This window comes from Paraburkholderia strydomiana (assembly GCF_031456815.1).
GTDB classification, from domain to species: Bacteria; Pseudomonadota; Gammaproteobacteria; order Burkholderiales; family Burkholderiaceae; genus Paraburkholderia; species Paraburkholderia caledonica.
The window spans coordinates 804518-828655 of the sequence record NZ_JAVDVL010000001.1; the positions used below are offsets into that span (position 1 = coordinate 804518).

Genomic DNA, 24138 nt, shown 5'->3' on the forward strand with positions numbered 1-24138 from the left:
TCTCAGTTCCTCTTCGAGTGTCGGTCGTCCGAATCCAGATCGTTACCGTGTACGCGGGCGCCCGCGCGTGGCGGCCACGGGATCAACGCGCTTGTCGTCGTCATGTATTCGCGGTAGCCGGTGCGGGTCTGGACGAGTCGCGCTTCGAGCATCGGCACACCCGATACCTTCATGAGCAGCCAGGCCATCGCGCAGGGCGGCACGAGCGTCGCCCAACCCCACGGCAGGCTGATCGACCACGCCGCACAGGCGCACCAATGCAGGCATTCGAAGAAGTAGTTCGGATGTCGCGAGTAGCGCCACCAGCCGACAGTGCAGACGCGGCCGCGATTGCCCGGATCGGCGACGAAGCGGCGAAGTTGGCGGTCGGCGGCAGCCTCGCCTGCGAGCGCCGTCAAGCCGATTACAAGTGCCGCGACGATAAACCCGAACGAGGGTATCGCCTCGCTGTACGCAGGCACCAGGAATGCAATGGACAGCACCATCGACATCAGCGCTTGCAGCAGGAAGAACGCCAGCATGTTGCGCGGCGCGGCGGCGCCCCAGCGCTCGCGTAGCGCCGCGTAACGGGCGTCTTCGGCCTGTCCGCTGTTACGGCGCCAAAGATGCACCGCAAGCCGAAGTCCCCACACGCCTCCGCTAACTGCAACCGCGGCGCGGTTCAGCGACGCGCCGGGCCCGGCCGCCGCGACAAAAACCGCGACACCGCCAAGCGTGCCTGCCCAGACCGGATCGATCATCCCCGCATTGCGCGTACGCAACTGAACGACCCAGACACCGACAAACGTTATGACGAGGCCCGCGAATGCGAGCGCAAGGGTGGCGGCAACTGGCATGCAGAATTCCGAAGCGACGAATAACGGAATCTACGGATGCCGCGGTCAAACGGATGCAACGCGCCGCTCTCTTCTTATCAGACGCCTGAGCGGACCTGACCCGTGGCAACGACCGGCCCGGTAGGCTGCCCCGTCTGCGACCCGCCCAGCGGTTCGAGCGAGACGGCCAGCACCGCGCGTGCGCTCAGTTGCGCAACGACGGCGTCGGCAAGCGTCATGCGCGCCGGTGCATCAGCCGGAAACACACCGAGCGAGATTGGTTTGTCGCCTGGCGGAATGAGCCACAGTTCGGTTGCGCGGTCTGCGGCGAACGTCGGCTTGACGGCCGGCACCACAACCATCTCGCGACGCAGCAGATCGACCGTCGCTGTCCAGTGGGCGACACCATCTGGGCGTGCGATCGTCGCGACCATATAGCCCTGCACTGGATTGACGGCGACGTTCGCGGGACGCGGCGCCTCGCGCAGCGAGACCAGGTTCACCGCGACGAGCGCGAGTGTCGCGAGGCTCGCTCCGATACCGACGAAGCGCCACAGGCCCAGGTTATTCCACCAGCCCTGCCCGCGCGCGGTGTCCAAGGCCGACGACCGCGCCGGCAGGAAGCCGAGATCGCGCTGGATGCGAGTCCACACGCGCTCAGGTACGGCCACGGGGCGCAGGTGTTCGGCAAGCGGCGCAAACCGGTTCTGCCATCGCGCAAGGGTCGACGCAAGCACGGGGTCAGTGGCCACGGCGTCTTCGAGCGCGCGGCGTTCGTCTGCGTCGAGGACGCCCAACGCATATTCTGCGCAGCGCAGTTCGGATTCGTTTTCTGCGGGCGTATTCATCGCTCGAGGCAGGTCTTGAGCTGCATCAGGCTGCGCCTGATCCAGCTTTTTAATGTGCCGAGCGGCACGCTCAGATGAGCAGCCAGCTCGCTATAAGTAATGCCGCTGAAGAACGCCTCGCGGACCGCGCCCCGCTGCTGCGGTCCAAGCTGCTCCATGCAGCGCTCGAGTCGCACGCGCTCTTCGCTCGCCTCGGCAAGCGCCACCGGCGTGAGTCCTTCGTCGACGATTTCCTCCGCGGACTCGTTATCGAGCGGCGTCTCGCGGTGCTGGCGCAAGCGGTCGATCGTGCGGTTGCGCGCCAGCGTCACCAGCCACGTCATCGCGCCGCCGCGCGCGGGATCGAACACATCGGCGCGTCGCCAGGCGGCAGTAAAAACGTCCTGTAAGAGATCTTCGGCTTCGGCGCGGTCGTGTGTCATGCGCAAGATGACCGCGAACACCCGGCTTGACGCGAGACGGTACAGCTCGGCGAATGCGACTTGATTGCCGTGCGCCGTGGCCTGCAGCAATCCGTTCAGGTGCGCCCGCCGCTGCGCGTCATTGCCGCGTCCGTCCGGGTCTGCCTGCGTAGGCGAGACCGGTTCGTCGTTGTCTGCGCTATTCGACTTATCATTCATGCGCGGGTAGTGGCGTGCATCGCCCTCACGGATTAACCTCACGCAATATAGCATCGACAGCCGCGGTCGCGGTGGACTGGCGGTTGGACGAGCAGTTGGCCTGACGGTCGACCTGACAGTCGGCCCGCCACCTGGCCTGCCAGTCGACGAAGGCCGCGTATCAAGCATGAAGGGTCCTCCTGCTCTCGTGTCGTGAATCCCTATCTACGACTGAGCGGGTCGGTTGGACGCCTTGCATGACGCAAATCCCGACTCACCGCGTGCTTTCATCGAATCCGGCACACATGCTGCATCCGGTTTCGCCTGTCGTTCGTAACTCTGCCCGAGGACGCGCACTCCCCTTTAACTTCCAATAGCCACGCGCGTCCCATGATCGGGAGATGCGCACATGAGTCAGGCCAGCAGGACCGTCCCATTGACGCGAGGCTCACGCGTGGCGGTCATAGGTGCGGGTATTGCCGGCCTTGCGAGCGCCTATCTGCTCGCGCGCAACCATCGGGTGACGCTGTTCGAATCCGCAGGCTACCTTGGCGGTCACACCAATACCGTCGATGTCAGGCTCGATGGGCACAGTCATCCCGTCGATACCGGCTTTCTCGTCTTCAACGATCGCACCTATCCGAACCTGATCGCGCTGTTTGCGGAACTGGGCGTGAAGTCGCACGCGAGCGACATGAGCTTTTCCGTTTCGCTCGACAAGGGCCGCCTCGAATGGGCGGGCACCAATCTGAATACGCTATTCGCTCAGCGGCGCAACATGTTCTCGCCGACCTTTATCGGCATGCTGCGCGATGTATTTCGCTTCAACGGCAGCGCGGAGCGCAACCTGGGAATCGCCACAGCAACACGCGTGTCGATGGGCGAACTGCTGACAATGGGCGGCTACGGCCATGCCTTTCAGCGTCACTATTTACTGCCGATGGCCGCGGCGATCTGGTCGAGCGCAACGGCCGACATACTTACTTTCCCCGCCAGCACGTTCCTGCGCTTCTGTCTGAACCACGCGCTGCTTCAGGTGAACCGCAGGCCGCAGTGGAAGTCGGTGATCGGTGGAGGCCGAAGTTACGTGCAACGGATTGCCGCAACGCTCGACGACGTGCGGCTCAGAACCTCGGTGCGAGGAATCCGGCGCGGCGACCAGGGCGTCGACGTATTCACCGACGATGGCACGCAGCACTTCGACGCAGCGGTGCTTGCAACGCACGCGCCGGCCACGCTGCACATGCTGGAAGACGCCGATGCCGACGAGCGACGCGTGCTCGGTGCAATCGCTTACCGGCCCAACGTGGCGGTGTTGCACACGGACACGAGTCTGCTGCCGCGGCGTCAGCGCGTCTGGTCGGCGTGGAATTACCTGGGCAGCCGCTGCCACGACGGTACGCAGCCAGTGTGTGTGAGTTACCTCGTCAACCAGCTCCAGCGCTTGCCTTTTACGACGCCGCTCATCGTGACGCTGAACCCGCTGACCGCGCCTGAGCCGGGTACCGAATTGCGGCGCTTTGTCTACGATCACCCGCTTCTCGATCTCGGCGCGATCGACGCGCAGCAACGTCTGCCGATGCTGCAGGGCAAGCGACGCACGTGGTTCGCCGGTGCATGGACCGGTTATGGATTTCACGAGGACGGTCTCAAATCCGCGCTGCGCGTGGCCGCCGATTTCGACTCGTTTCCTGCATGGGCAAAGCTGTGAAGCCCGGCACCGCCGATGGCAGCGCAAGCGCCACCGCTATTCAGGAGCCATCCGCCTGGCTGCTCAACTGCCGGATCATGCATGAGCGTCTGCGGCCGAAGCGTCATCGCTTCGTTTATCCAGCGTTCTATGTACGCGTCGACCTCGATCGGCTCCACTCGATCGGCAATGCGTGGTTCGGTGTCGATCGTTACCGGCCGCTCAGCTTGCGCCGCCGTGACCACGGTCCATGCGACGGCAGCGATCTCGCAACTTGGATGCGGGCGCAACTACGTGCCGCCGGCCTCCACGAAGCCGACGGCCGTATCTGGCTGCAAGCATTCCCGCGCGTGTTCGGCTATGCGTTCAACCCGATCGCATTCTGGTTTTGCCACGACCGCGATGGAGGCCTGCGAGCATTGCTCGCCGAGGTGCGCAACACGTTTGGCGAGCGCCACTGTTATCTGCTGCACGCGCCTGATCGCGAGGCGATCACCCGCTCCACCGTTCTGCGCTGTAAGAAGGTGCTGCACGTGTCGCCGTTTTGCCGTGCCGAGGGCGGTTACGTGTTCCGTGTCGGCGAGACGCGCGGCAACACATCGATCTCGATCGATTACCACGACGCGCAGGGACTCCTGATTCGCACGGCGCTGCATGGAGCGCTCGTTCCGCTAACAAGCACAAGCGCGCTAACCGCGCTCGCGCGTCAGCCGTTCCTGTGCCTCGGCGTGGTCTTCCGCATTCATTGGCAGGCGCTGGGTCTGGCGATGAAGAAAGTGCCGTTTCATGGCAAGCGTCCTGTGCCTGATCCCGTCACTGACAAGTCATCGACGCAGTCGTGACTGCGGAACCGTCTTGCGCTGCACAGTCCATTTCGCTGAATGAGGAGTTTCATTTATGGCGCTTTCGAGAACCGTTTGCGGTGACGAGGCTACGCCGCCGTCGGCGCGTCTATTCCTGTCCTTGCTCGAACGGATTCAGGCCGGACATCTGGTCGTCGTTACGCCCGATGGCCAGCAGCGCACCTTCGGCGATCCCCATGGCACGCCGCGCGCCCGGCTCGAACTTCGCGATTGGCGGGCATGCGGCGCGATACTGCGCAAGGGCGACATCGGCTTCGCGGACGCCTGGCGCGCGCGCTGGGTGGATACGCCCGATCTCGTCACGCTACTGCGAATAGCGATCCGCAATCAGAATGCTTTGCAGCGCACTGTGTATGGCAACTGGCTTGCCCAAATCTGGTATGGACTCAGGCATCGGCTGAGGCGCAACACCCGCGCGGGAAGCCAGCGCAATATTCACGCGCATTACGACCTCGGCAATGCGTTCTACGCGCGCTGGCTCGACCCGACCTTCACCTACTCCAGTGCTCTATTCGACGGCCATTTCGAGCGGACGCTCGAAGCGGCGCAGCAGGCCAAATATCAGCGCATCGTCGATACGCTCGAATTGCGCGCCGGCATGCATGTTCTGGAAATCGGCTGCGGCTGGGGCGGTTTTGCGATGTTTGCAGCACGCCAGGGAATTCATGTTCATGGCGTGACAATCTCGTCGGCGCAACTGCAGTTCGCAAAACAGCGTGTAAGCGAGGCGGGTTTGAGCGAGCGCGTGCACCTTGAACTGCGCGACTACCGCACGCTGAGCGGCCAGTACGATGGCATTGTGTCGATTGAGATGTTCGAGGCGGTCGGCGAAAAATTCTGGGCCATGTACTTCCGCACTTTGCATGACTGTTTGCGGCCGGCGGCTCGCGCGCTGGTGCAAACCATCACGATCGGCGACGAGCACTTTGCCGCGTATCGCTCAAGCAGCGATTTCATTCGCGAGTTCGTTTTTCCGGGCGGAATGTTGCCGAGCCCGCAGCGTTTCATCGACACGGCGCAGCGCAACCATTTCTCAGCGCACGCATCGTTGTCATTCGGTCGCGACTACGCGGAGACTTTGCGCCGCTGGCGTCTTGCGTTCGAAGCGGAGGTCGACACCATCCGCACCTTGGGCTTCGACGAAGTTTTCATGCGCACATGGCGGCTGTATCTGGCCTACTGCGAAGCGGGTTTCGACGAGGGCCGCACCGACGTCATGCAGTTCGTGCTCAGCAAGGCGGGCTGACCGGCTGTGCTGAAAATGGCATCACCGGACCAAACGGCGGGCGGCGGCAGGTGAAAACCGCGCTCCCCACGTCTGAAGTTTCACAACCACTGCGCGCAAACAAACGCGCCCGGTTTTCTTGCGTGCGCGACCGCTCACACAACCGCCCTGCGGGTATGCTTACTGCTTCCTCGCAAGCACGGACCGCAAAACGTCACGGCTTGTCGCGCGACACAATGGAGAAAGCACATGCGCCTCGATGATGAAGTAGAAAGCCAGAACGTCGAAGACCGGCGAGGCGGAGGCATGCGGATGGGCGGCGGCATCGGCATTGGGACGATTGTGATCGCACTGGCCGCGTCGTACTTCTTCGGCATCAATCCGATGACCATAATCAACGGTGCGCAAGTGCTGCAAGGCAACGCGCCGCAGCGCAGTGCGACGACAAACGCACCGCCCGCCGAAGATGCCGGCAGTCACTTCGTGCGCCGTGTGCTCGGCAACACCGAGCGTACCTGGCAGCATATCTTTCGCACGCAGTTGAATCAGGACTATCCGGCGCCGAAGCTCGTGCTCTTCAGCGACGCCACGCCCACGGCATGCGGCACAGGACAGTCCGCGATGGGGCCGTTCTACTGTCCGCCAGACCGCACCGTTTATATCGACTTGTCGTTTTACCGCGAGCTGCGCGAGCGCTTCGGCGCGGGCGGCGACTTCGCGCAGGCGTACGTCATCGCGCACGAGGTCGGGCATCACATACAGAACGTGGTGGGTATCTCGGACAAGTACGAAGCGGCGCGTGCGCGCATGTCGCCGACGCGCGCCAATGCGCTGTCCGTGCGGCTCGAATTGCAGGCGGATTGTTTTGCCGGCGTGTGGGCAGCGGTCGCACAGCAGTTGAATGCGAAGCTGATGGAACCGGGCGACTTCGAGCAGGGGCTGACCGCAGCAGGCGCGATCGGCGACGACCGGTTGCAGCGGCAATCGCAGGGACGCGTCGTGCCCGAGGCGTTCACGCACGGCACCAGTGAGCAGCGGCAGCGGTGGCTGCGACGCGGCCTCACGACGGGCGATGTCCGCCAGTGCGATACGTTCTCGGCGCAGTCGTTGTGATGTCGGGGTGGCGTCGGGCGTAGCGCGGTGAAAGGCTACATGAGCGGCCCCATGAGCGGCTACAGTGTCATGCCAGCAGCGCGCGCGCTTTGTCGCCGCGCGGCGTCAACACAGCGAGCACTGCGGCGACAATGAACAGCGCGGGGACATCGCCCGCCAGATGGCCGAGATGGCGCGCTCCGTCCATCTCGACGCCAAAAGACTGCACGGCCATGATCGCGCCGTGCACGACGCTCGACCATACCGTGAACCAGATCAGGCTCAGATGCTTGAGCGGATCGCGCGACGCCCTCAGCAGGAACACGCCGAGCGTCGCGTAGATGCCGACCATCATCAGCGGATAGTCGGAGTGACCGCTGTGCCAAGCCCAACCGGACGGCCACAGGATCATGAGCGGCCCGAACGCGAACAGGGCGATCAGACCTACGACGATCAGGACGATACGCAAGGCGGCGAGTCGTTGAGCTTCGTTCATTGCGGGTCTCCGGAGTGCGGCGCGTGCATCGACCACGATACTCCGCGCGCGTGGTGAGCGTAGTGCCTCGCGCCTCGTACATGGACGCGTTTGCACCGAGCTTTCTACCGCGTCCAGCGAGCGTCGCGCATTATCGAAATCCCTACAAACAAAAAACTAACATTACAGAACACTTTCATCTATAAAAGCAGGAGTGCGGCGAACAGCCTTGTCTTGCCGCATACCCTCTGCCCGCCGGCCTTGCCGGCGGGCTTTTTTTGACTCATACGCATGAGTCGCCACAATTCCTTCATTTGCCTTTCATATCAGGAAAGTCCCGTTACGAGACTAGTGTTTCTTTCGCTTGACTTACTTGATATATCACATACTGTATGGGTTCGACCAACGCTTTCACGACGTCTAAAGGTCGGTCGCGGTGCGAGCTACCGCAATCAAAAGACAAGGCATGCCAAAGGAGACAGTGATGAAAACGGATCATCAGGAAGGAGCGTCGTCGTGGATAGCGTCACCGTGGGTGCAACTCGTATTCGGTGTGATCTGCATGGCAATGATCGCCAACATGCAGTACGGCTGGACCTTGTTCGTCAATCCGATCAACGAAAAATACCAATGGGGTCGCGCGGCGATTCAGGTCGCGTTCACGATCTTCGTGGTAACCGAAACGTGGCTGGTGCCCGTTGAAGGTTATCTGGTCGACAAGTACGGGCCGCGTCCGGTCGTAGTCGGGGGCGGTCTGCTATGCGGAATTGCGTGGGTGCTTAACTCGATGGCGTCGTCGCTGCCCTTGCTCTACATCGCGGCGGCGATAGGCGGCGTCGGCGCGGGCGCGGTCTACGGCACTTGCGTGGGCAATGCGCTCAAGTGGTTTCCCACTCGTCGCGGACTTGCAGCGGGGATCACGGCAGCCGGTTTCGGTGCGGGGTCCGCGGCCACCGTCATTCCGATCTCCAACATGATCAAGAGCAGCGGGTACGAAGCGACGTTCCTGTCGTTCGGCCTCGGCCAGGGCATCATCGTCGTCCTGCTCGGGCTTGCCTTGCTCGCGCCGCCGGCCAGTCTGCTCGCCACCGCAAAAAGCACGATCAAACGCGTGGTCTACAACGCCACGCCGCGCGAAGTGGTCAGCTCGCCGGTGTTCTGGGTCATGTACCTGATGTTCGTGATGATGGCTGCGGGCGGCCTGATGGCCACCGCGCAGCTCGGACCGATCGCAAAGGACTTCGGCCTGCACGACTCTCCAGTTTCGTTGCTCGGATTGACGTTGCCGGCGCTGACGTTCGCATTGACGATCGATCGCGTGCTGAACGGTTTGACGCGGCCGTTCTTCGGCTGGATCTCGGATCGCATCGGCCGGGAAAATACGATGTTCATCGCATTCGCGATCGAAGCGGTCGGCATTCTGGCACTGTCGAAATACGGCCAGAGCCCGGTGGCGTTCGTCGTGCTGACCGGTATCGTGTTCTTCGCGTGGGGCGAGATCTACAGCCTGTTCCCCGCCACGTGCGGCGATACGTATGGACCAAAATTCGCGGCTACGAATGCGGGCCTGCTCTATACGGCAAAAGGCACGGCTGCGCTGCTCGTGCCGTTCACCAGCGTCATTACGGCGGCAACCGGCAGCTGGCATGCCGTCTTCATGCTTGCGTCCGGCATGGCAGCAGCCTCCGCGCTGCTCGCGCTCCTGGTGCTGAAGCCAATGCGCCGCGCGCATGCGGCTCGTCACGCGAGTCCGGCGAGCGAGAACACCTATAGCGGCGCATTGATAAGCGAATCGGCGCGCGTCTCGGCCGACGGTGGTTGATCAGCCTTAATCGAATCGGCCGCATCGCCGCATAGCGGCGACTGCGTGCCCTCGAATCCGGGAGTGCGATCTCCCAATCCGCACCACCGACCGAATGGTTGAACATGAGCGGGAATAAATGACGGGCTGCAGGTGTTCAAAGGACGAGGCGCGCTGTAGCCTGAGGTTCGACGAACAGGCGAAGCGCAACTTGTAGTCGCCTCTATCGTCATTCCACATTACCGTGAGCCACACATGAACGTATCCGAACGCCTCGCGCAGTTGGGGCTCCAGTTGCCGCCGCCGATCAACCCCCTCGGCTCCTATCGAACGGTATCCGTTTCAGGCAATCAGCTCTACGTGTCCGGTCTCGGTCCGTTCGAGGATGGCAAGCCGTTGGTCGGCATTGTCGGCGCCGACATGTCTGTCGAAAGAGCACAGCACGCGGCGCGTCTGACCATGCTGATGATCCTCGCCTGCGTCGATCAGGCGTGCGGGCTCGACAACGTAGACAGATGCAGCCGGCTGACTGTCTACGTGCGTGCTGAACAATCGTTCACGCAGCATCCCCAAGTGGCCAATGGCGCGAGCGACCTTCTGCTGTCGTTGTTCGGCCAGAGCAAGCTTCCAGCGCGAAGCGCCCTTGGCATGCACACGTTGCCAATGGGCATCCCCGTCGAGATCGACAGCATCTTCGAGTTGAAGGGCTCAACATGAGCCGGCAAGCCCAAGAAACTACTCCCCATATCCCACGCCGTTGCGGCGCCTCAACTGCACGACATCGCGAAGCGGAGGCGCCCCGAACAGCCGGCTATATTCGCGGCTGAACTGCGAAGGGCTGTCATACCCTACCCGGACAGCCACCGACCCGACATCTCCCTTCTGTCCAAGCAGCAGCTTTCGGGCTTCGTGAAGCCGCAGTTGCTTCTGATACTGCAGCGGACTCAGCGTCGTGACGTTCTTGAAGTGATGATGGAACGACGACACGCTCATGTTCACCTCTTGCGCCAGCATCTCGACCCGCAAGATCTCGGTGTAGTGATTCTGAATCCACTCGATCGCGCGCGCGATCCGGTAGGTCTGACTCCCATTCACGGCAATGTGCCTGAGCCGCTTGCCCTGCTCGCTCGTCATCAACCGGTAGAGCAGTTCCTTTTCGATGAGCGGCGCGAGAACCGGAATGTCATCCGGAGTATCGAGCAATCGCACGAGCCGCAGCGCCGCGTCGAAAACCGGTGCCGACAGCGAGCCCACCGCGATGCCCTCGCCCGCCGACACGGCCCCCGGTTCCGGCAGACACAACTGCGTCGCCAGTTCCGCGATGGCCTGCGGATCGAGCGTGAGCTTCACGCATAAATAAGGCGCTTCGGACGACGCTCGCGTGACCTGCGATGTCATCGGCAGATCGACGGACGTCACGAGGCAATGCAGATGATCGTAGTCGTAAGCCTGCCCCGCGACCACGACCCGCTTGGCCCCTTGGGCCGCGAACACGAACGCGGAGTTCGTCACGCCGCAGCCGAGATCGGCGGGCGCCGAGTACCGGTAAAAAGCGAGCGAGGGAATCGCCGTCTGATGCGCGCCGTCGACTGGGGCGAACCGGCTGACGAGCGCAGCCAGTTCGCGGCGTGCCGCTTCGCGCGACACCGAGGGATCCATCCCGGAAGAAGCCAGATTCATGTGCATTGAACTCCGTTGACGGAAGCGAGCATACTCAACCGCTGCCGGACTGCCACCTCCGGCTCGTTGGATTTGCAGAATTGTTCAATATTTTTGCAGGATTGTGTAAGCAGAACGCGCAGCCGTCGTTCACACTGCCGCGTACACCCGGCGCCAAGTTCGGGCTTTCCCCACGGAGAGGTTCCATGTCCACATCGTTTGTCCTGAACGGCAAGAACGTCACGCTCGACGCCGATCCCACCACGCCGCTCCTCTGGGCCATTCGCGAGAACGCCGGCCTGCACGGCACCAAGTTCGGCTGCGGCATGGCGCAATGCGGCGCCTGCACGGTTCATCTCGAAGGCGAGGCCACGCGTTCGTGCGTGCTGCCGCTCGCCGCCGTGGCGGGCAAGCGCATCACGACCATTGAAGGTATCGAAAGCCGGCCTGCGAAGGCGATCCAGGCCGCATGGGTCAAGTTGCAGGTGCCGCAGTGCGGATACTGTCAGTCAGGACAGATCATGTCGGCCACATCCTTGCTCGAACACAATGCCACGCCCACCGACGCGGACATCGACGCTGCAATGAACGGCAATCTGTGCCGCTGCGCAACTTACTCCCGCATACGCGCGGCCATCCACGAAGCCGCCGCTACCCTGAAGGCCTGACCATGACGACCGGATCTGATCTCACCGACGCAGTGCGCCCGTCGCGCCGGACTTTCCTCAAAGCAGCCGGCGCCGTGGCTGCCGTCGGCGCGAACATCGGCCTCACTATCGGCTTCGAGTGGGCCGGCATGGGCCGCCGCGCGCTCGCGGCCACCATGCCCGACGCGACGTTTGCACCCAACGCCTTTCTGCGGGTCGCGCCGGACAACAGCGTGACCGTCATCGCGAAGCACGTCGAGATGGGCCAGGGCGCGTACACCGGTATCGCGACGATCGTCGCCGAGGAACTGGACGCGAACTGGCAGGACGTACGTGTCGAAAGCGCACCCGCCGACGCCAAACGCTACGCGAATCTGGCCTTCGGCACGATGCAGGGCACGGGCGGCAGCTCGGCAATGGCGAACTCGTGGATGCAACTGCGCGAAGCGGGAGCGAAAGCGCGCGCAATGCTGGTCTCGGCCGCCGCGGCGCAATGGCAGGTGCCCGCAACGGAACTCGAGACGCGCGACGGCAGCGTGCATCACGCGGCCACGAACCGCAGCGCAACGTATGGCTCGCTCGCGTCGGCCGCTGCACGGCTGCCGGTGCCGCAGAAGGTCGCGCTCAAATCGCCGAAAGATTTCCGTTTGATCGGCCATCAGTTGCCGCGCGTCGACGTGCCGCCGAAAACCGACGGCACCGCGCAGTTCACGCTCGACGTCACGTTTCCCGGCATGCTGGTCGCGCTGCTGCAGCGTCCGCCGCTCTTCGGCGCAACGGTCAAGTCGTTCGATGCGTCGGCGGCCAAGGCAGTGCCCGGCGTCGTGTCGGTCGTGCAGGTGCCGGGCGGTGTCGCGGTGGTCGCAAAGGGCTTCTGGGCGGCGAAACAGGGCCGTGATGCACTGAAGGTCGAATGGGACGATTCGAAAGCGGAAAAGCGCAGCTCGGACGCCATCATGGCCGAATACCGGCGGCTCGCCGAGCAGCCGGGCGCAACCGCCCGCAAGGACGGCAACGCGGAACAGGCGCTCTCAGGCGCGGCGAAGAAAATCTCCGCATCGTACTCGTTCCCGTATCTCGCTCACGCGCCGATGGAACCGCTCGACGCCGTCGTCAAGCTCACGGCCAACAGCTGTGAGATCTGGGCCGGCGATCAGTTCCAGACCGTCGACCAGGCGAATGCCGCGCGCACGGCCGGGCTCGATCCGCAGCAGGTGAAGATTCACACGCTGTATGCGGGCGGCAGCTTCGGCCGGCGTGCGAATACGCGCTCGGACTATATCGTCGAGGCTGTCTCGATCGCTCGGGCGCTGGGCGCGAACGGCACGCCGGTCAAGCTGCAATGGACCCGCGAAGACGACATCCACGGCGGCCTGTATCGGCCCATGTATTTCCACAAACTCGACGCAGGGCTGACAGCGGACGGCAAGCTCGTCGGCTGGCGGCATCGGATCGTCGGCCAGTCGATCCTCGGCGACACGCCGTTCGCGAGCGTCATGGTGAAAAACGGGATCGACGCGACCTCGGTCGAGGGCGCCGCCAACCTGGCCTACGCGATCCCGAACATCTCGGTCGAACTGACGACCACCCAGACCGGTGTGCCGGTGCTGTGGTGGCGCGTGGTCGGCAGCTCGCATACGGCATTTGCGGTCGAGGCTTTCATCGACGAAGCCGCGCACGCCGCAGGCAAGGACCCGTTCGCTTTCCGCCGCGATCTGCTCGCGCACGAACCGCGCATGCGTGCCGTGCTCGAACTCGCCGCGCAGAAAGCCGGCTGGGACCCCGCCAAACCGTTGCCTAAGGGCCGCGGGCGCGGCATCGCCGTCGCCGAAGCGTTCAAGACGTTCGTCGCGCAAGTGGCCGAGGTTTCCGTCGATCAGGACGGCAACGTGAAAGTGGAGCGCGTTGTCTGTGCGGTGGATTGCGGCACGCCGATCAATCCGGACGTGATCGCGGCGCAGATGGAAGGCGGGATCGGTTTTGGCCTCGGCGCGGCGTTGCACAGCGCGATTACGTTGAAAGACGGCAAGGTCGAGCAGAACAATTTCGACTCTTATCAGGTGCTGCGAATCGCCGAAATGCCGAAGGTCGAGGTGCATATCGTGCAGTCGGGCGAAGCACCGACGGGCGTCGGCGAGCCCGGTGTCGCGCCGGTCGGGCCGGCAGTTGCCAACGCGATTTTTGCAGCCACGGGCAAACGGCTTTACGACTTGCCGTTCCCGGCCGCTGCGGGGAAAACCGTCTGACAGGCACTCGCGAGGCGACTGGCTTTCCGGCCGGAAGCCTCGCGGCCAGAGCACGACACCGTGACTAACACATTGAAAATAATTAAATAAACGTCCCGATGTGTCGATAACAGGTTCAGCCGCTTTTCCGTTGCGGTTGGACTTTACATGCAGAGCTCATACAACCCTTGGCTAGTGGCAATGTCGTTTGTCGTGGCGACGCTCGCGTCGTACACGGCACTCGATCTCACGGGACGCATCTTCGTGCTGGCGTCGCCGCGGTTGCGGCACGTCTGGCGCATGGGCGGCGCGGCGGCGCTCGGCGTCGGCATCTGGTCGATGCACTTCGTGGCCATGCTGGCATTTTCGCTGCCCATTCCGCTCGGCTACGATTTCGCGGACACGGCCTATTCACTCGCACTGGCTATGGGCGCGTCGTATCTCGCGCTGTGCCTCACCACTCAGGCTCGAATTACAGCCACGCGACTGCTGGCAGGTGGCGCCTTCATGGGCGCAGGCATCGCAGGCATGCACTACAGCGGTATGGCTGCTTTGCGCATGTCGCCCGGCATCGGCTATCGACCGGCGTGGTTCGCTGCTTCGCTCGCGATTGCAGTGGGTGCTTCAACGGCCGCGCTGTGGATGGCGCGCGCGCTCAGTAACGACGACGCACGACACGTGCTGCGCAAGCGCTTCGGCGCGGCCCTCGTAATGGGCATCGCGATCAGCGGCATGCATTACGCCGGCATGGCCGCCGCCGAGTTCGCGCCAGACGCGATCTGCGGCGCGGCGGCCGGCGTGAATGCCGCATGGCTCGCCACTTCGGTGATCCTGTTCACGTTCGCGATACTGATCGTCACGTTGCTGCTGTCGCGGTTCGATGCGCGCACGAGCTTTCTCGTCGGCGCGGTGTCGAAACTGAACGGGCAGATTCTGCGTCTCGCCACGCTCGACACGCTGACCGGACTGCCGAACCGCGCCACGCTCACCGATCGCATCGAGCGCGCGATTCATGCGTCGCGCCGGCAACGTTCGCTCTTCGCGATCCTCTTCATGGATCTGGACGGTTTCAAGACGATCAACGACTCGCTCGGCCACTCGGCCGGCGACCAGGTACTGTCCGCGTTCGCGCAACGCCTGCTGGTTTGCGTGCGCGCCGGCGACACCGTCGCGCGCCTCGGCGGCGACGAATTCGTGGTGTTGTCGGAGAACCTGGCTTCGCGCAACGACGCGGCCGCGCTCGCCGAAGGCGTGCTCGAGCGCATGCGGCGCGATACATGGGCCGACTCACAACCGCTTCAGGTGATGCCGAGCATCGGCATTGCGTTGTTTCCCGAGGACGGCGACACGGTCGACACGCTGCTCAAGCATGCGGACGCCGCAATGTACGAAGCGAAGCGCGCCGGCCGCAGCACCTACCGCTTCTTCGAACGCAGCATGAACGAAGCCGCGACTCGCACGCTGCAGATCCAGAACGCGTTGCGCGAGGCGTTGGCGGAGCGTCATTTCACACTGCACTTCCAGCCCAAATTCGACGGCAAGAGCGAGTCGCTTGCCGGTGCTGAAGCGCTGATCCGTTTGCACCATCCGCAACTGGGCACGCTTGCTCCGCTCGAATTCATTCCGATTGCGGAGCGCTCCGGGCAGATCGTGCAGATCGGCTACTGGGTATTGCGCGAGGCCTGCCGGCAGATTCGCCGCTGGGCCGCGCAAGGCCTGCCGCAGGTCAAGGTGGCGATCAATCTGTCGCCGCGCCAGCTATTGCAGGCGGATCTCGTGCCGACCATGCTCGATATCGTGAAGGCAGAGGGCGTTAGATGCGAACAGATCATGTTCGAGATCACCGAAACGGTGGCAATGCATGACGCGCCGCGAACCATCGACATGCTTCGGGAATTCCAGGCAAGCGGCTTCGAAATCGCAATCGACGATTTCGGCACCGGCTATTCCAGCCTCGCGTATCTGCAACGGTTTCGCGTGAAGCAACTGAAGATCGACCGCTTCTTCACCAACGGTCTCGATGCGCACGGCGCCGAAGGCAGCGCGATTGTCTCGGCGATCATCGCACTCGCACATTCGCTCGAAATGGATGTGGTGGCCGAAGGCGTCGAAACCGAGACGCAACTGCACATGCTCAAGGCGATGCGGTGCGACGAGATGCAAGGCTTCCTGCTGGGCAAGCCGCTGACCGCGGACGACTTCGGCGATTTCCTGCGGGGAACCGCGGTGACGGAGGAGGTCTGCTAAACGGCGCAATCGGCGAACGCCTGTTGCTGCTTTGATGAGATCAGATTCAGTCGCGCGCGACGTCGGCTATCGAGGTAAGCGATGCCGGCGCGTGAGCGACGTCGTGCCGAGTGAGCTTGCCGTCCACCGTCGCGCCGCAATCCATGCGCAATTGCTGATAGTAGATGTTGCCCGTCACATGCGCATTGACCTGCAACTCGACGAAATGGTCGGCAATCACGTCGCCGACTATCTTGCCGTTGATCATCACGTCGTAACCGTGCACGTTGCCTTCAATCGATCCCCGGTCGCTCAGCACGAGCAGCGTCTGGCCGCCGGGCTCGCCGCTGACGTTGCCCTTCACGTGACCGTCGAGGCGCAGTCCGTCGGTGAATTGAAGATCGCCCGCGATGCGCACGTCGTGCGCGATCAGTGTGGCGAGCTTCGTTTGCTGGATGCCCGCGGTTTTTTTCTTGCTGAACATAAGTACTCCGGAAATGTAGAGGTGTGTCGCGTGGATCAGGGCGATGCCGCGCCGGCTTCTAGTGGCGGCTAGTGGCGCCTAACGACGAGACGTGGCGGTCTGCCCGAGCGTCTGCATGGGCGGCGCGCTTCTCTTCTGGCCGCGCAGGAACTGCAATTCTTCGTTGAGCCGCGCGACGTCGGCCGCGGCGCTATCGGCCGTTTTCTGCACTGCTGCGCGCGCCGCCGACTCCTGCGCTAAAGCAAGGCGCGCGCGGGCCAGCTCGATCTGCTCTGCGCGCTGATCGTCGGAAGCCGGGGGGCATTGCGTGAGCGGCCTACCGCTGCCGCGCGTCTCGCCGATGACCACGCCCGCTCCGCCGGCGAGCGCACTGAGCGCACAAACCAGCGCCCATACGGCGATGCGAAAACGCACAGAGCGCGCCGGCGCAAGCGTGTAAGCGCGACGCGTCAGAGCGTCGGCATGGCGGGAAAGAATGGGATCAGCCATGAGATGCAGGGGCGAAGAGCGCGAGGTAGGCCGCGGGATCGACGGGCGCGCCGTTGACCAGCACCTCGAAGTGCAGATGCGGACCCGTCGAGCGTCCCGTCGATCCGACGTCGGCAATATATTGGCGCGGCAGCACCAGATCGCCGACATGCACGGCGATGCGCGACGCGTGGCCATAGCGCGTCATGAGTCCGTTGCCATGATCTATTTCGACCGCGTTGCCATAGCCGGATTTTTCGCCCGCGAGCACCACGCGGCCGCCTGCCGCGGCCAGTATCGGCACGCCGGTTCTGGCGACCAGGTCGAGACCCGGGTGAAAACTCAGCCGATGCGTGAAGGGATCGACGCGGTTGCCGAACGGCGAACCGAAACGCGCGCCGTCGGCGGGCATGCGGCCGGGAAACGCAGCATAGGCCATCGCGTGCGCGGCGGTCTGCCGTTCGAGTGCATGCAGCGTGGCGGCCATGCAATCGATCTGCTCGCCGGTGTCTTTTGCATCCGCGCGCGCACCCAGATGCCGCATGACGCTGCTACACCGACGCGGCGGCAGAGACGGACCGCCCTCGCCTTCGCTATCGGTTGCGTCGCCATCGCCGCCCGAAGCGGGCGATGCAGGGACCGGCGCGCCCTGCGCAACCGGCGCCGAGCGCGGTGTATTCAGACGCGCTTCGAAGTCTCGCAACGCACCGACTTGCGCGCTGAGACGCGCAATGCGCGGCTCGATTTGCGCCATTGACGCATTGAGCTTACCGAGCTGGTCGATCGCATAATCGCGCTCGATGCGGTTTGCGGTCTGCATTCCAGACGCATCGCGCGCGGACCAGCGCACGCCGATCGCAATACCCGCAACCAGCGCAACAACCGCGGCCGCACTGGCGGCGCCGAGCGCGCGCGTCAACGCAAACCGGCGGGTGACGAGGCCGACGGAACCGCTAGCGAGCCGAGTGCGTGCGCGATACACGGACGACATCAGCGCGTGCCCCGCCGCGAACCAAGCACAATGCGCGCATGGCGCAGCGCAGCGCGCGCTGGCGTCGTATGTGAAGCGGACATGAAACGGGCTAACTCAACTGACTGCATTCGGCATCGACCGGGCAGATGCCGGCGGCGGTAATCGATAGAGGGCGCCGATTATCGCCTTGCCGCCGCAAGAAGCATCTCAAATACGCGGTGCGCAGCGGCTCGCTTCGCTCAAGCCGTTTCCAATGCGGCGAGGCGCTCCACCAGTTTTTCGCTCGCGCGCGTCATCGGCAGGCGAAGTTCGTCGCGTATCAGGCCTTGCGAAGCGAGCATCGCTTTGACCGGCGCGGGATTCGGTTCCGCGAACAGCGTGTCGATCAGCGGCGCGAGCGCGTGGAAAATGTGACGCGCTTCCTCCAGCGCGCCGGCCGCAAGCGCGCGATACAGCGCGACGAACCGCTCGGGCTGCACATGCGCGGATGCGGCAATCGCTCCGCTGCCGCCAAGGCACATTGTGTTGAACATCTGCATGTCTTCGCCTGCAAGCACTTGCAAACGACCGTCGCGAATCAGCGCGAGTGTGGTGTCGAGCGAGCCCGCGCAATCTTTTACCGCCTGAATGCGCGGATGCGCGGCGAGCGTCATCAGCGTGTCCAGTTCTAGCCGCACACCAGTTCGATACGGAATGTCGTAGAGCACGACTGGCTTTTCGCTCGCATCGGCAAGCGCCATGAAGTGTCCGACGATGCCTGCCTGCGACGGCCTGATGTAATAAGGCGCGGCCATCAGCACGCCGGCAATCGGCAGCGAATTCAGCTGCGCGATGCGCTCGCGCATGCTCTGCGTGTTATTGCCGGATACGCCGACGACTACCGGCAATGCCGGCTTGGCATCGGCGCTTGCGTCGGCACGCGCGCCGCCCGCTTGCGCCGCGTCGAGGATCGTTGCGAGCACGGCGTCCTGCTCGGCTGCGCTGAGCGCAGCCGGCTCTCCGGTCGTGCCTAACGCGACAATCCCGGCTATGCCCGCGCCGGCATAGCGGCGCACGAGCGCACGCAGCGCGGCATGATCGACCGCGGCGTCGGCGAAAGGCGTGATGAGTGGAACCCAGATACCCGAAAAAATGGACATGTCTTTCCTCTTACGTCGATGAGCGACCGTATCGATTCCGGCAGCATGCGAAGGAGAAAGACAGGAAGAACACTTGAAGCGCTTGATCCGCCGTTCCGTCGCATCTGACGGAACAGCGTGCTCCGGTCAGATGAGCGGCTGTTTTTTGGCTTTAACGTTGAACTCACGGCTCAACTGCTCGCCGTTCTGCGAGGCAACGAGCGAATGGCGCGCGTGCGCATTCGCAACGCTTGCGAAAGCGGACCGGGTTGCGGTCGACGAGCAGAGTCGGAGTGTTTGGCGAAGGCGCATGAAGCAGAGTGTAACCGGGGCCGCGGCGGATTGGGAAAGCGCGGCTCAAAATTGCAGGGAAACGGGATAGGTTGCGCTACGCCTTATTGCAAATCAAGGTCTTAGTAAGGAATCCGATTACGCGCCAGATGACTCAGAACCCGTAAACTGGACTCGCCGGATTTGTGATGCGAATTCATTGGATTTGCCGGAGTTTGAGAGGGCCCTGCGTTGCGCCGGTTGGCGAAAGCTGTGTGCGGCCAACAAGCGTCGTTCGCTGCGCTCGAGTAACGGACGGTGGAGCGACTGCCTCGCACCGGAAAGCGGCCGGTCAGATTCGATGGGACGACGCCTGCCGCGTAAACACGCATGGAGCAGATCCTCGAACGGGTCGAGTAACGTTTTCGTCCGCGCGACCTGAGAAAGCGTACGCGGCTCGTGCGCACTTAGATCAAACACCAACGGACGCGAGGAGCTAGGGTACGTCGTCGCCGCGTATCGACTCAAGGCCACGGACTAGCCTATGCGGACTCGCACTTCGCTTGTTCGGTGCTAGTCCCATTGGCGTCGCTCTACGCGTTGATCTTCACGCTCGGCGTCCGCCGCATAATTGCGAGCGAGTTCATCGAGTACCCCGGCTGTCCGAGGCCATTCGCTAAGGGCGGCATATAGGCGTCGATACTTCGCTTCCAGCGCGCGTTCCTGTTCTCCTCCGTCGTACATTCCGCGCGTGGTCACACCCCGGCGGTTCACGACGCCCAAGACGATTCCGTGTTCGAGCTCTTTGCTCCGCGTAGCTTCGATAAGCTCTCTTACTGCCTTTGGCGGCCACATTCCGTCTGAGTCTGACTTCGACGCGGCCAATATGTTGCCTATGCGTTCGTCACCGACTTCCCGTCGACCGCTCTCCGAACAAAGCGTTCGAACCGTCTTGACCCAAGATTGCAGCGCTGCACCATCTATGTCGCCGGCATCGTTGGCGCCTGGAACGTAATCCCAGTCGTGCAGAACGTTCCATGCGTGAGACGCTATATCCGACGCCTGCTCCGCATCCTCGGATTCCAACTCTTTTATGCCACTTTCAGGAGAAGGCGCGTAAATCGCCTTCAATAGCATCATGAAGAAACTGGGATCGGTGGCTAGCGCTTTCTGCAACTCTTTAGGGCGACGCTCGGAGTACTGGAGTAGAGCAAAGTAGGCCCACTCGATACGAGCAATGGTGGAGCGATCCGTGCAATCTATCGAATCCAACCAACTGAGCAACTGCGTAACGTGGTAGCCAAACATCGTCGCTTCATTTGGGTCTGCTGCATCGGCACCCTTGCTTTCCTCGACCGCTGCGAACAATGCCCGAACGACCAAAGCTGGAGAGAAACCAATTTCTAGATGCTGAGCAAAGAAATGTACTGCATCCCTCGCACGATGCTCGTTGATCAGTTGCTCAGCGGCGAACGCGATGTCTTCGGGAGGACCAGAAATTCTCCACGTTGCTACACCTTGCCAGTAACGTCGCGCCATCTCCGGGCCGGCGGCGCTTGCGACTTCCCAAGTGCGCCGAACGCCTGGTAACGCATGCAATATCCGCAAGATCGCATCCGCCCCCCAACCCTCTACCGTTGCCATCTCGAGTAGAGCGTCACACCAGCTATCACCAATATGGCCGCTGCGCCCGGCAATCAAGGTCTGCGCAAGCCTGCGTTCGCCGTCGTCCTCACTCCGTAGTCCCACTCTGACCAAATCCAGTTGGAACTTGTCGGGTAACGCAGCGATCACGACAGCCTCCGCCACCCAGCCGGGCGATCCGGAACGACGTGCGAGCGTCATAACTGCAACGACTCCATCCTGGTCGACCAATTGTGTTAATGCCCGTACCCGGTAGCCCTTGATGGCTTGTTCCGTGGCCTGCCAATCTCCGCCCGCCGGCGGCTGAGGCAACCCGCAGCCTGGGGAGAACGCCCAAACGACGCGATCGATCGGATCTGTTGGTTCCAAGCACTCGTATGCTTCTTGAAGCTCCTTCAACTCCGGCTCCGGCAATGACCAGTCCGCGCTGGGGAAGCTGCGATGGTGATGCAGGAATTTGCGAATGACGTCGCGCAAGTGAGTGCGATCTTCTGCATTGTCGATATTGGGCAATGACGCAAGCAATAGCCGGCGCATATCGGCGCGGCGATGCTCTGGAAAGCTAGCCATATGTTCAATGAGTTGCATCCAGCGCTGTGCGCTGTGCCGGACCTCTTCAAGCAAACGGATCGCGATCTCGTCTGCGCCGCGAGCTACCAGTTCATGTGTGATTGCTTCCTTGCTTTCAACGCCAAAGTCCCGCCACTGAGGTAGTGAAGTCGGGAAGGACGTGTCGTACGACCGGGGCGCGATAGATAGCATCAGTTTCCAAGCCACAGCAGGCCTGGAGGTACGGAGACGATCCAATATACGCAGGCGCTCGTTCAGCGACGCGAAAGTTTGCGGTGACCACAGCAAGAAAATCGCGCGCAGGCTCCTGTCCGGCCTGTTGCCTTGACGACCACCTGGATCAAGCGCGGCTAGGTCTGACAGTGCGTAGGACACGGCGCCGAGCAATGCCGGAGACCATGCAAGTTGTTCGAGTGCCCAAAGCAGCCCATTTAGATGATGACTTGAGAATAAAGGATTATCGTCCTCGTCGAACAGTTCGACTATGGGTGACGGTGACTCGACTAAAGCATCGTCCAGAGCTTGCAAGAAGGCTCTGGGAGCCGCCTCCGCCAATCTCGGCGATTCGGCATCCAGCGTCCACCACAGGGCGGCGTCTGACTTTTGGAACAGAGTCTCGATCGCGAAGCTAACCTTAGACTCGCACCGTGTCACGTTCTTCGCACTGTTCGCTAGCGTCGCCATCAGAATGAGGGTTTCCGCCATGCTCTGCCGTAGGAGCCGCGAATGAGCCAGCCTAGTCCCCTGCGATGACGCGAAGAATCGCTCCCTGTTACTGAGCGCGAACTGAGGGTCGCGCTCAGTAAAGACTTTTGCGAAAAGATCAAGAAAACGATCAATGTCGCCGTCTGTGAGGAACGGGGCCAGCAACAGCCAGGCATCGCGGCGCGATGCTACTCGCCAGGCATTGTCCGACTTGCGCAAAGGACCGTCGAGGACATTGGTCAAGGGTACCAGGCCCCTTGCCATATCGCTGTAAGCGTGTCCGGACAGGCTCTCCAGCACTGCGCAATCTCCCGTTATGCCTTCATCCCAGCCTCCGGCAAGTATGGCCGCAACCAATGCGCGGTTGGGTACGTTCTGAGCCCAACTCGGTAGTCGACCAGGTGCGGAGGGTATCAACCGGCGGATGACGGCGAGGCTTCGCGCCGAGTCCCCGGCGAGTCGGTCAGCTTCTGCCCGTTCGAAGCCCATACTACATAGCGCCTCACTGATGAAATCGCGGCGAGGACGTGGTAGCACGAGTCCGGTTGCTGTGCGCCCTGCGTCAGGACCAAGAGCGAGGAATACGTGATGTCCTCTCGCAGCAAGAAGTTGAGCCAGTCCAGCGTCGGCGGTGCGAAGGGCAATGATCAAAGGAGACGCCGCGTCTCCGAGGATGCGAGCGACATCTTCGTTTGCTGCTACGAGAGCACGAGAGAGATAGATCGCCGCGTATTGAGGCGGCAACTCCATGATCGCAGAGTGGAAGAACGCGAGGGCTTCTTCCGTGGACTCGGCCTGAACGGACAACACGGAAGGGGTGGCCCGCAACCAACGCAGCGCGTGGGCAGCCTCCTCGTCACGACCAGCGAGCACTAGGTCGGCAGTGAGCGGGGGGATGGTCGCCAATGACCATTCGACCCATACGTCAGCCAATGCACCGATGCCTTCCGGGCGCCTGCGAAGCCGGGTCGCTAACCAATAGGCGACGGCTGGGTAACTGTCGATCCAATGGACGAGGTCGTCTGCATCCAAAGCTTTTACGTCCGCCCATGTACCCTCAGCCTTGCGTTTGACCGCCCATTGATCCTTGCCTGGCCAACGCCGCGGAGTAACGAACACGTACGTCGCGTCCTTCGGAGAGACGGCGCCTGGATCATTCGTTCTTTTCTCATAGTCTTCGTCGGCCTTTGCCTTGATGCCGTTTCTCTGCGAGCCGACTTCCCAGGCTGACGTACCGCGCGGAACCGGATCAACGGCGACCGCCGCGTCGCAGGTGCCATCCCAGCCCGAGTACTGGACACTATCTCCCGCAGGAAATCGGAGTTGTGCGGCGTTGCTGCACGTTGCAGAGATCAGTCTACTAAGCAGTTCCGGCATTGCGGCTTGACCATCCCGCCGGTCCGCCCAGTCTGCAAGATCAGATGCTTCGATCCAGCGTATCGGCTGGCCTGAAGGTATGAGTGCCGGCGCGGCGTGCGGCAGATCGAAGAGTGCCCCCCCTCCGTAGAAGGCCACACCGGCTGACTCCAGCGCCGATCGGATTGCATCCGAGTTGTTCGCCATCGGCGTGCGCTGGCCGCGCTCGAAATCAGCGACGGTTGAGGCCGCAACCCGAGCTTGCTTAGCTAAATCCTGCTGCGACCAGCCCAAGAGAGCACGTCCGGCGCGTACTTGCACGGGGGAAATGGTTTGACTCATAGATTTACATCAATGTCATATTAAATAACTGACATCAGGTTAT

General features: G+C 62.6%; 19 protein-coding genes. 9 read left to right on the plus strand and 10 right to left on the minus strand.

Annotation, left to right across the window (positions count from 1 at the left end; translation table 11 throughout):
- Positions 1 to 2: 2 nt before the first annotated feature.
- The 3 genes from J2W46_RS03600 to J2W46_RS03610 form a co-directional block, all read right to left on the minus strand.
- Entirely contained in the window at positions 3 to 836 is an 834-nt protein-coding gene (locus J2W46_RS03600; RefSeq protein WP_204521808.1) for a DUF1295 domain-containing protein, read from the minus strand.
- 77 nt (positions 837 to 913) lie between these two features.
- A complete protein-coding gene (locus J2W46_RS03605) occupies positions 914 to 1663 on the minus strand; it encodes an anti-sigma factor (protein WP_204521809.1) in 750 nt (249 codons plus the stop codon).
- Positions 1660 to 2283 (minus strand): sigma-70 family RNA polymerase sigma factor, encoded by a 624-nt coding sequence (locus J2W46_RS03610; RefSeq protein ID WP_310351372.1) that lies wholly within the window; start codon positions 2281 to 2283, stop codon positions 1660 to 1662. The genes J2W46_RS03605 and J2W46_RS03610 overlap by 4 nt, the downstream gene beginning before the upstream one ends.
- Positions 2284 to 2671: 388 nt before the next feature.
- Between J2W46_RS03610 and J2W46_RS03615 the strand changes: the two genes are divergently transcribed.
- The 4 genes from J2W46_RS03615 (at position 2672) to ypfJ (ending at position 7153) form a co-directional block, all read left to right on the plus strand.
- Complete coding sequence (locus J2W46_RS03615) at positions 2672 to 3973, plus strand: NAD(P)/FAD-dependent oxidoreductase (RefSeq protein ID WP_310351374.1); 1302 nt, start codon at positions 2672 to 2674, stop codon at positions 3971 to 3973.
- Entirely contained in the window at positions 3958 to 4794 is an 837-nt protein-coding gene (locus J2W46_RS03620; RefSeq protein ID WP_310351377.1) for a DUF1365 domain-containing protein, read from the plus strand. The genes J2W46_RS03615 and J2W46_RS03620 overlap by 16 nt, the downstream gene beginning before the upstream one ends.
- A 55-nt stretch (positions 4795 to 4849) precedes the next feature.
- Positions 4850 to 6061 (plus strand): cyclopropane-fatty-acyl-phospholipid synthase family protein, encoded by a 1212-nt coding sequence (locus J2W46_RS03625; RefSeq protein ID WP_310351380.1) that lies wholly within the window; start codon positions 4850 to 4852, stop codon positions 6059 to 6061.
- A gap of 228 nt (positions 6062 to 6289) precedes the next feature.
- Complete coding sequence (ypfJ, locus tag J2W46_RS03630; RefSeq protein ID WP_020066496.1) at positions 6290 to 7153, plus strand: KPN_02809 family neutral zinc metallopeptidase; 864 nt, start codon at positions 6290 to 6292, stop codon at positions 7151 to 7153.
- Between the two features lie 67 nt (positions 7154 to 7220).
- Here the strand turns inward: ypfJ and J2W46_RS03635 are convergent, their stop codons facing one another.
- Entirely contained in the window at positions 7221 to 7628 is a 408-nt protein-coding gene (locus tag J2W46_RS03635) for a DUF6632 domain-containing protein (protein ID WP_087753505.1), read from the minus strand.
- 463 nt (positions 7629 to 8091) lie between these two features.
- Between J2W46_RS03635 and oxlT the strand changes: the two genes are divergently transcribed.
- The gene (gene oxlT / locus J2W46_RS03640) at positions 8092 to 9429 is read left to right on the plus strand and encodes an oxalate/formate MFS antiporter (RefSeq protein ID WP_020066498.1); all 1338 of its coding nucleotides are present in this window, start codon (positions 8092 to 8094) and stop codon (positions 9427 to 9429) included.
- Positions 9430 to 9663: 234 nt separating this feature from the next.
- A complete protein-coding gene (locus J2W46_RS03645) occupies positions 9664 to 10125 on the plus strand; it encodes a RidA family protein (protein WP_310351385.1) in 462 nt (153 codons plus the stop codon).
- A gap of 18 nt (positions 10126 to 10143) precedes the next feature.
- Here J2W46_RS03645 and J2W46_RS03650 read toward each other — a convergent pair whose 3' ends face one another.
- Positions 10144 to 11088: an AraC family transcriptional regulator gene (locus tag J2W46_RS03650; protein ID WP_088174270.1), complete on the minus strand. Its 945-nt coding sequence runs from the start codon at positions 11086 to 11088 to the stop codon at positions 10144 to 10146.
- Between the two features lie 185 nt (positions 11089 to 11273).
- On the opposite strand from J2W46_RS03650, the gene J2W46_RS03655 reads away from it, so the two are divergent.
- From J2W46_RS03655 to J2W46_RS03665, 3 genes are all read left to right on the plus strand, one after another.
- Positions 11274 to 11735, plus strand: coding sequence for a (2Fe-2S)-binding protein (locus J2W46_RS03655; protein ID WP_310351388.1), 462 nt, complete (start codon positions 11274 to 11276; stop codon positions 11733 to 11735).
- A gap of 2 nt (positions 11736 to 11737) precedes the next feature.
- On the plus strand, positions 11738 to 13960 hold the full coding sequence (locus J2W46_RS03660) for a xanthine dehydrogenase family protein molybdopterin-binding subunit (RefSeq protein WP_310351390.1): 2223 nt from the start codon (positions 11738 to 11740) through the stop codon (positions 13958 to 13960).
- Positions 13961 to 14107: 147 nt separating this feature from the next.
- Positions 14108 to 16186: a putative bifunctional diguanylate cyclase/phosphodiesterase gene (locus J2W46_RS03665; protein WP_310351392.1), complete on the plus strand. Its 2079-nt coding sequence runs from the start codon at positions 14108 to 14110 to the stop codon at positions 16184 to 16186.
- A gap of 46 nt (positions 16187 to 16232) precedes the next feature.
- Here the strand turns inward: J2W46_RS03665 and J2W46_RS03670 are convergent, their stop codons facing one another.
- From J2W46_RS03670 to J2W46_RS03690, 5 genes are all read right to left on the minus strand, one after another.
- Complete coding sequence (locus J2W46_RS03670) at positions 16233 to 16649, minus strand: bactofilin family protein (RefSeq protein WP_020066504.1); 417 nt, start codon at positions 16647 to 16649, stop codon at positions 16233 to 16235.
- Positions 16650 to 16727: 78 nt separating this feature from the next.
- Positions 16728 to 17138 carry a hypothetical protein gene (locus tag J2W46_RS03675; protein WP_310351394.1) on the minus strand — a complete coding sequence of 137 codons (411 nt, stop codon included), beginning with the start codon at positions 17136 to 17138 and terminating at the stop codon, positions 16728 to 16730.
- A complete protein-coding gene (locus J2W46_RS03680) occupies positions 17131 to 18108 on the minus strand; it encodes a M23 family metallopeptidase (RefSeq protein WP_310351396.1) in 978 nt (325 codons plus the stop codon). The genes J2W46_RS03675 and J2W46_RS03680 overlap by 8 nt, the downstream gene beginning before the upstream one ends.
- Before the next feature lie 221 nt (positions 18109 to 18329).
- On the minus strand, positions 18330 to 19229 hold the full coding sequence (dapA, locus tag J2W46_RS03685; RefSeq protein WP_310351398.1) for a 4-hydroxy-tetrahydrodipicolinate synthase: 900 nt from the start codon (positions 19227 to 19229) through the stop codon (positions 18330 to 18332).
- Between the two features lie 822 nt (positions 19230 to 20051).
- Positions 20052 to 24095 carry a helix-turn-helix domain-containing protein gene (locus J2W46_RS03690; RefSeq protein ID WP_310351400.1) on the minus strand — a complete coding sequence of 1348 codons (4044 nt, stop codon included), beginning with the start codon at positions 24093 to 24095 and terminating at the stop codon, positions 20052 to 20054.
- Between the last annotated feature and the right edge of the window lie 43 nt (positions 24096 to 24138).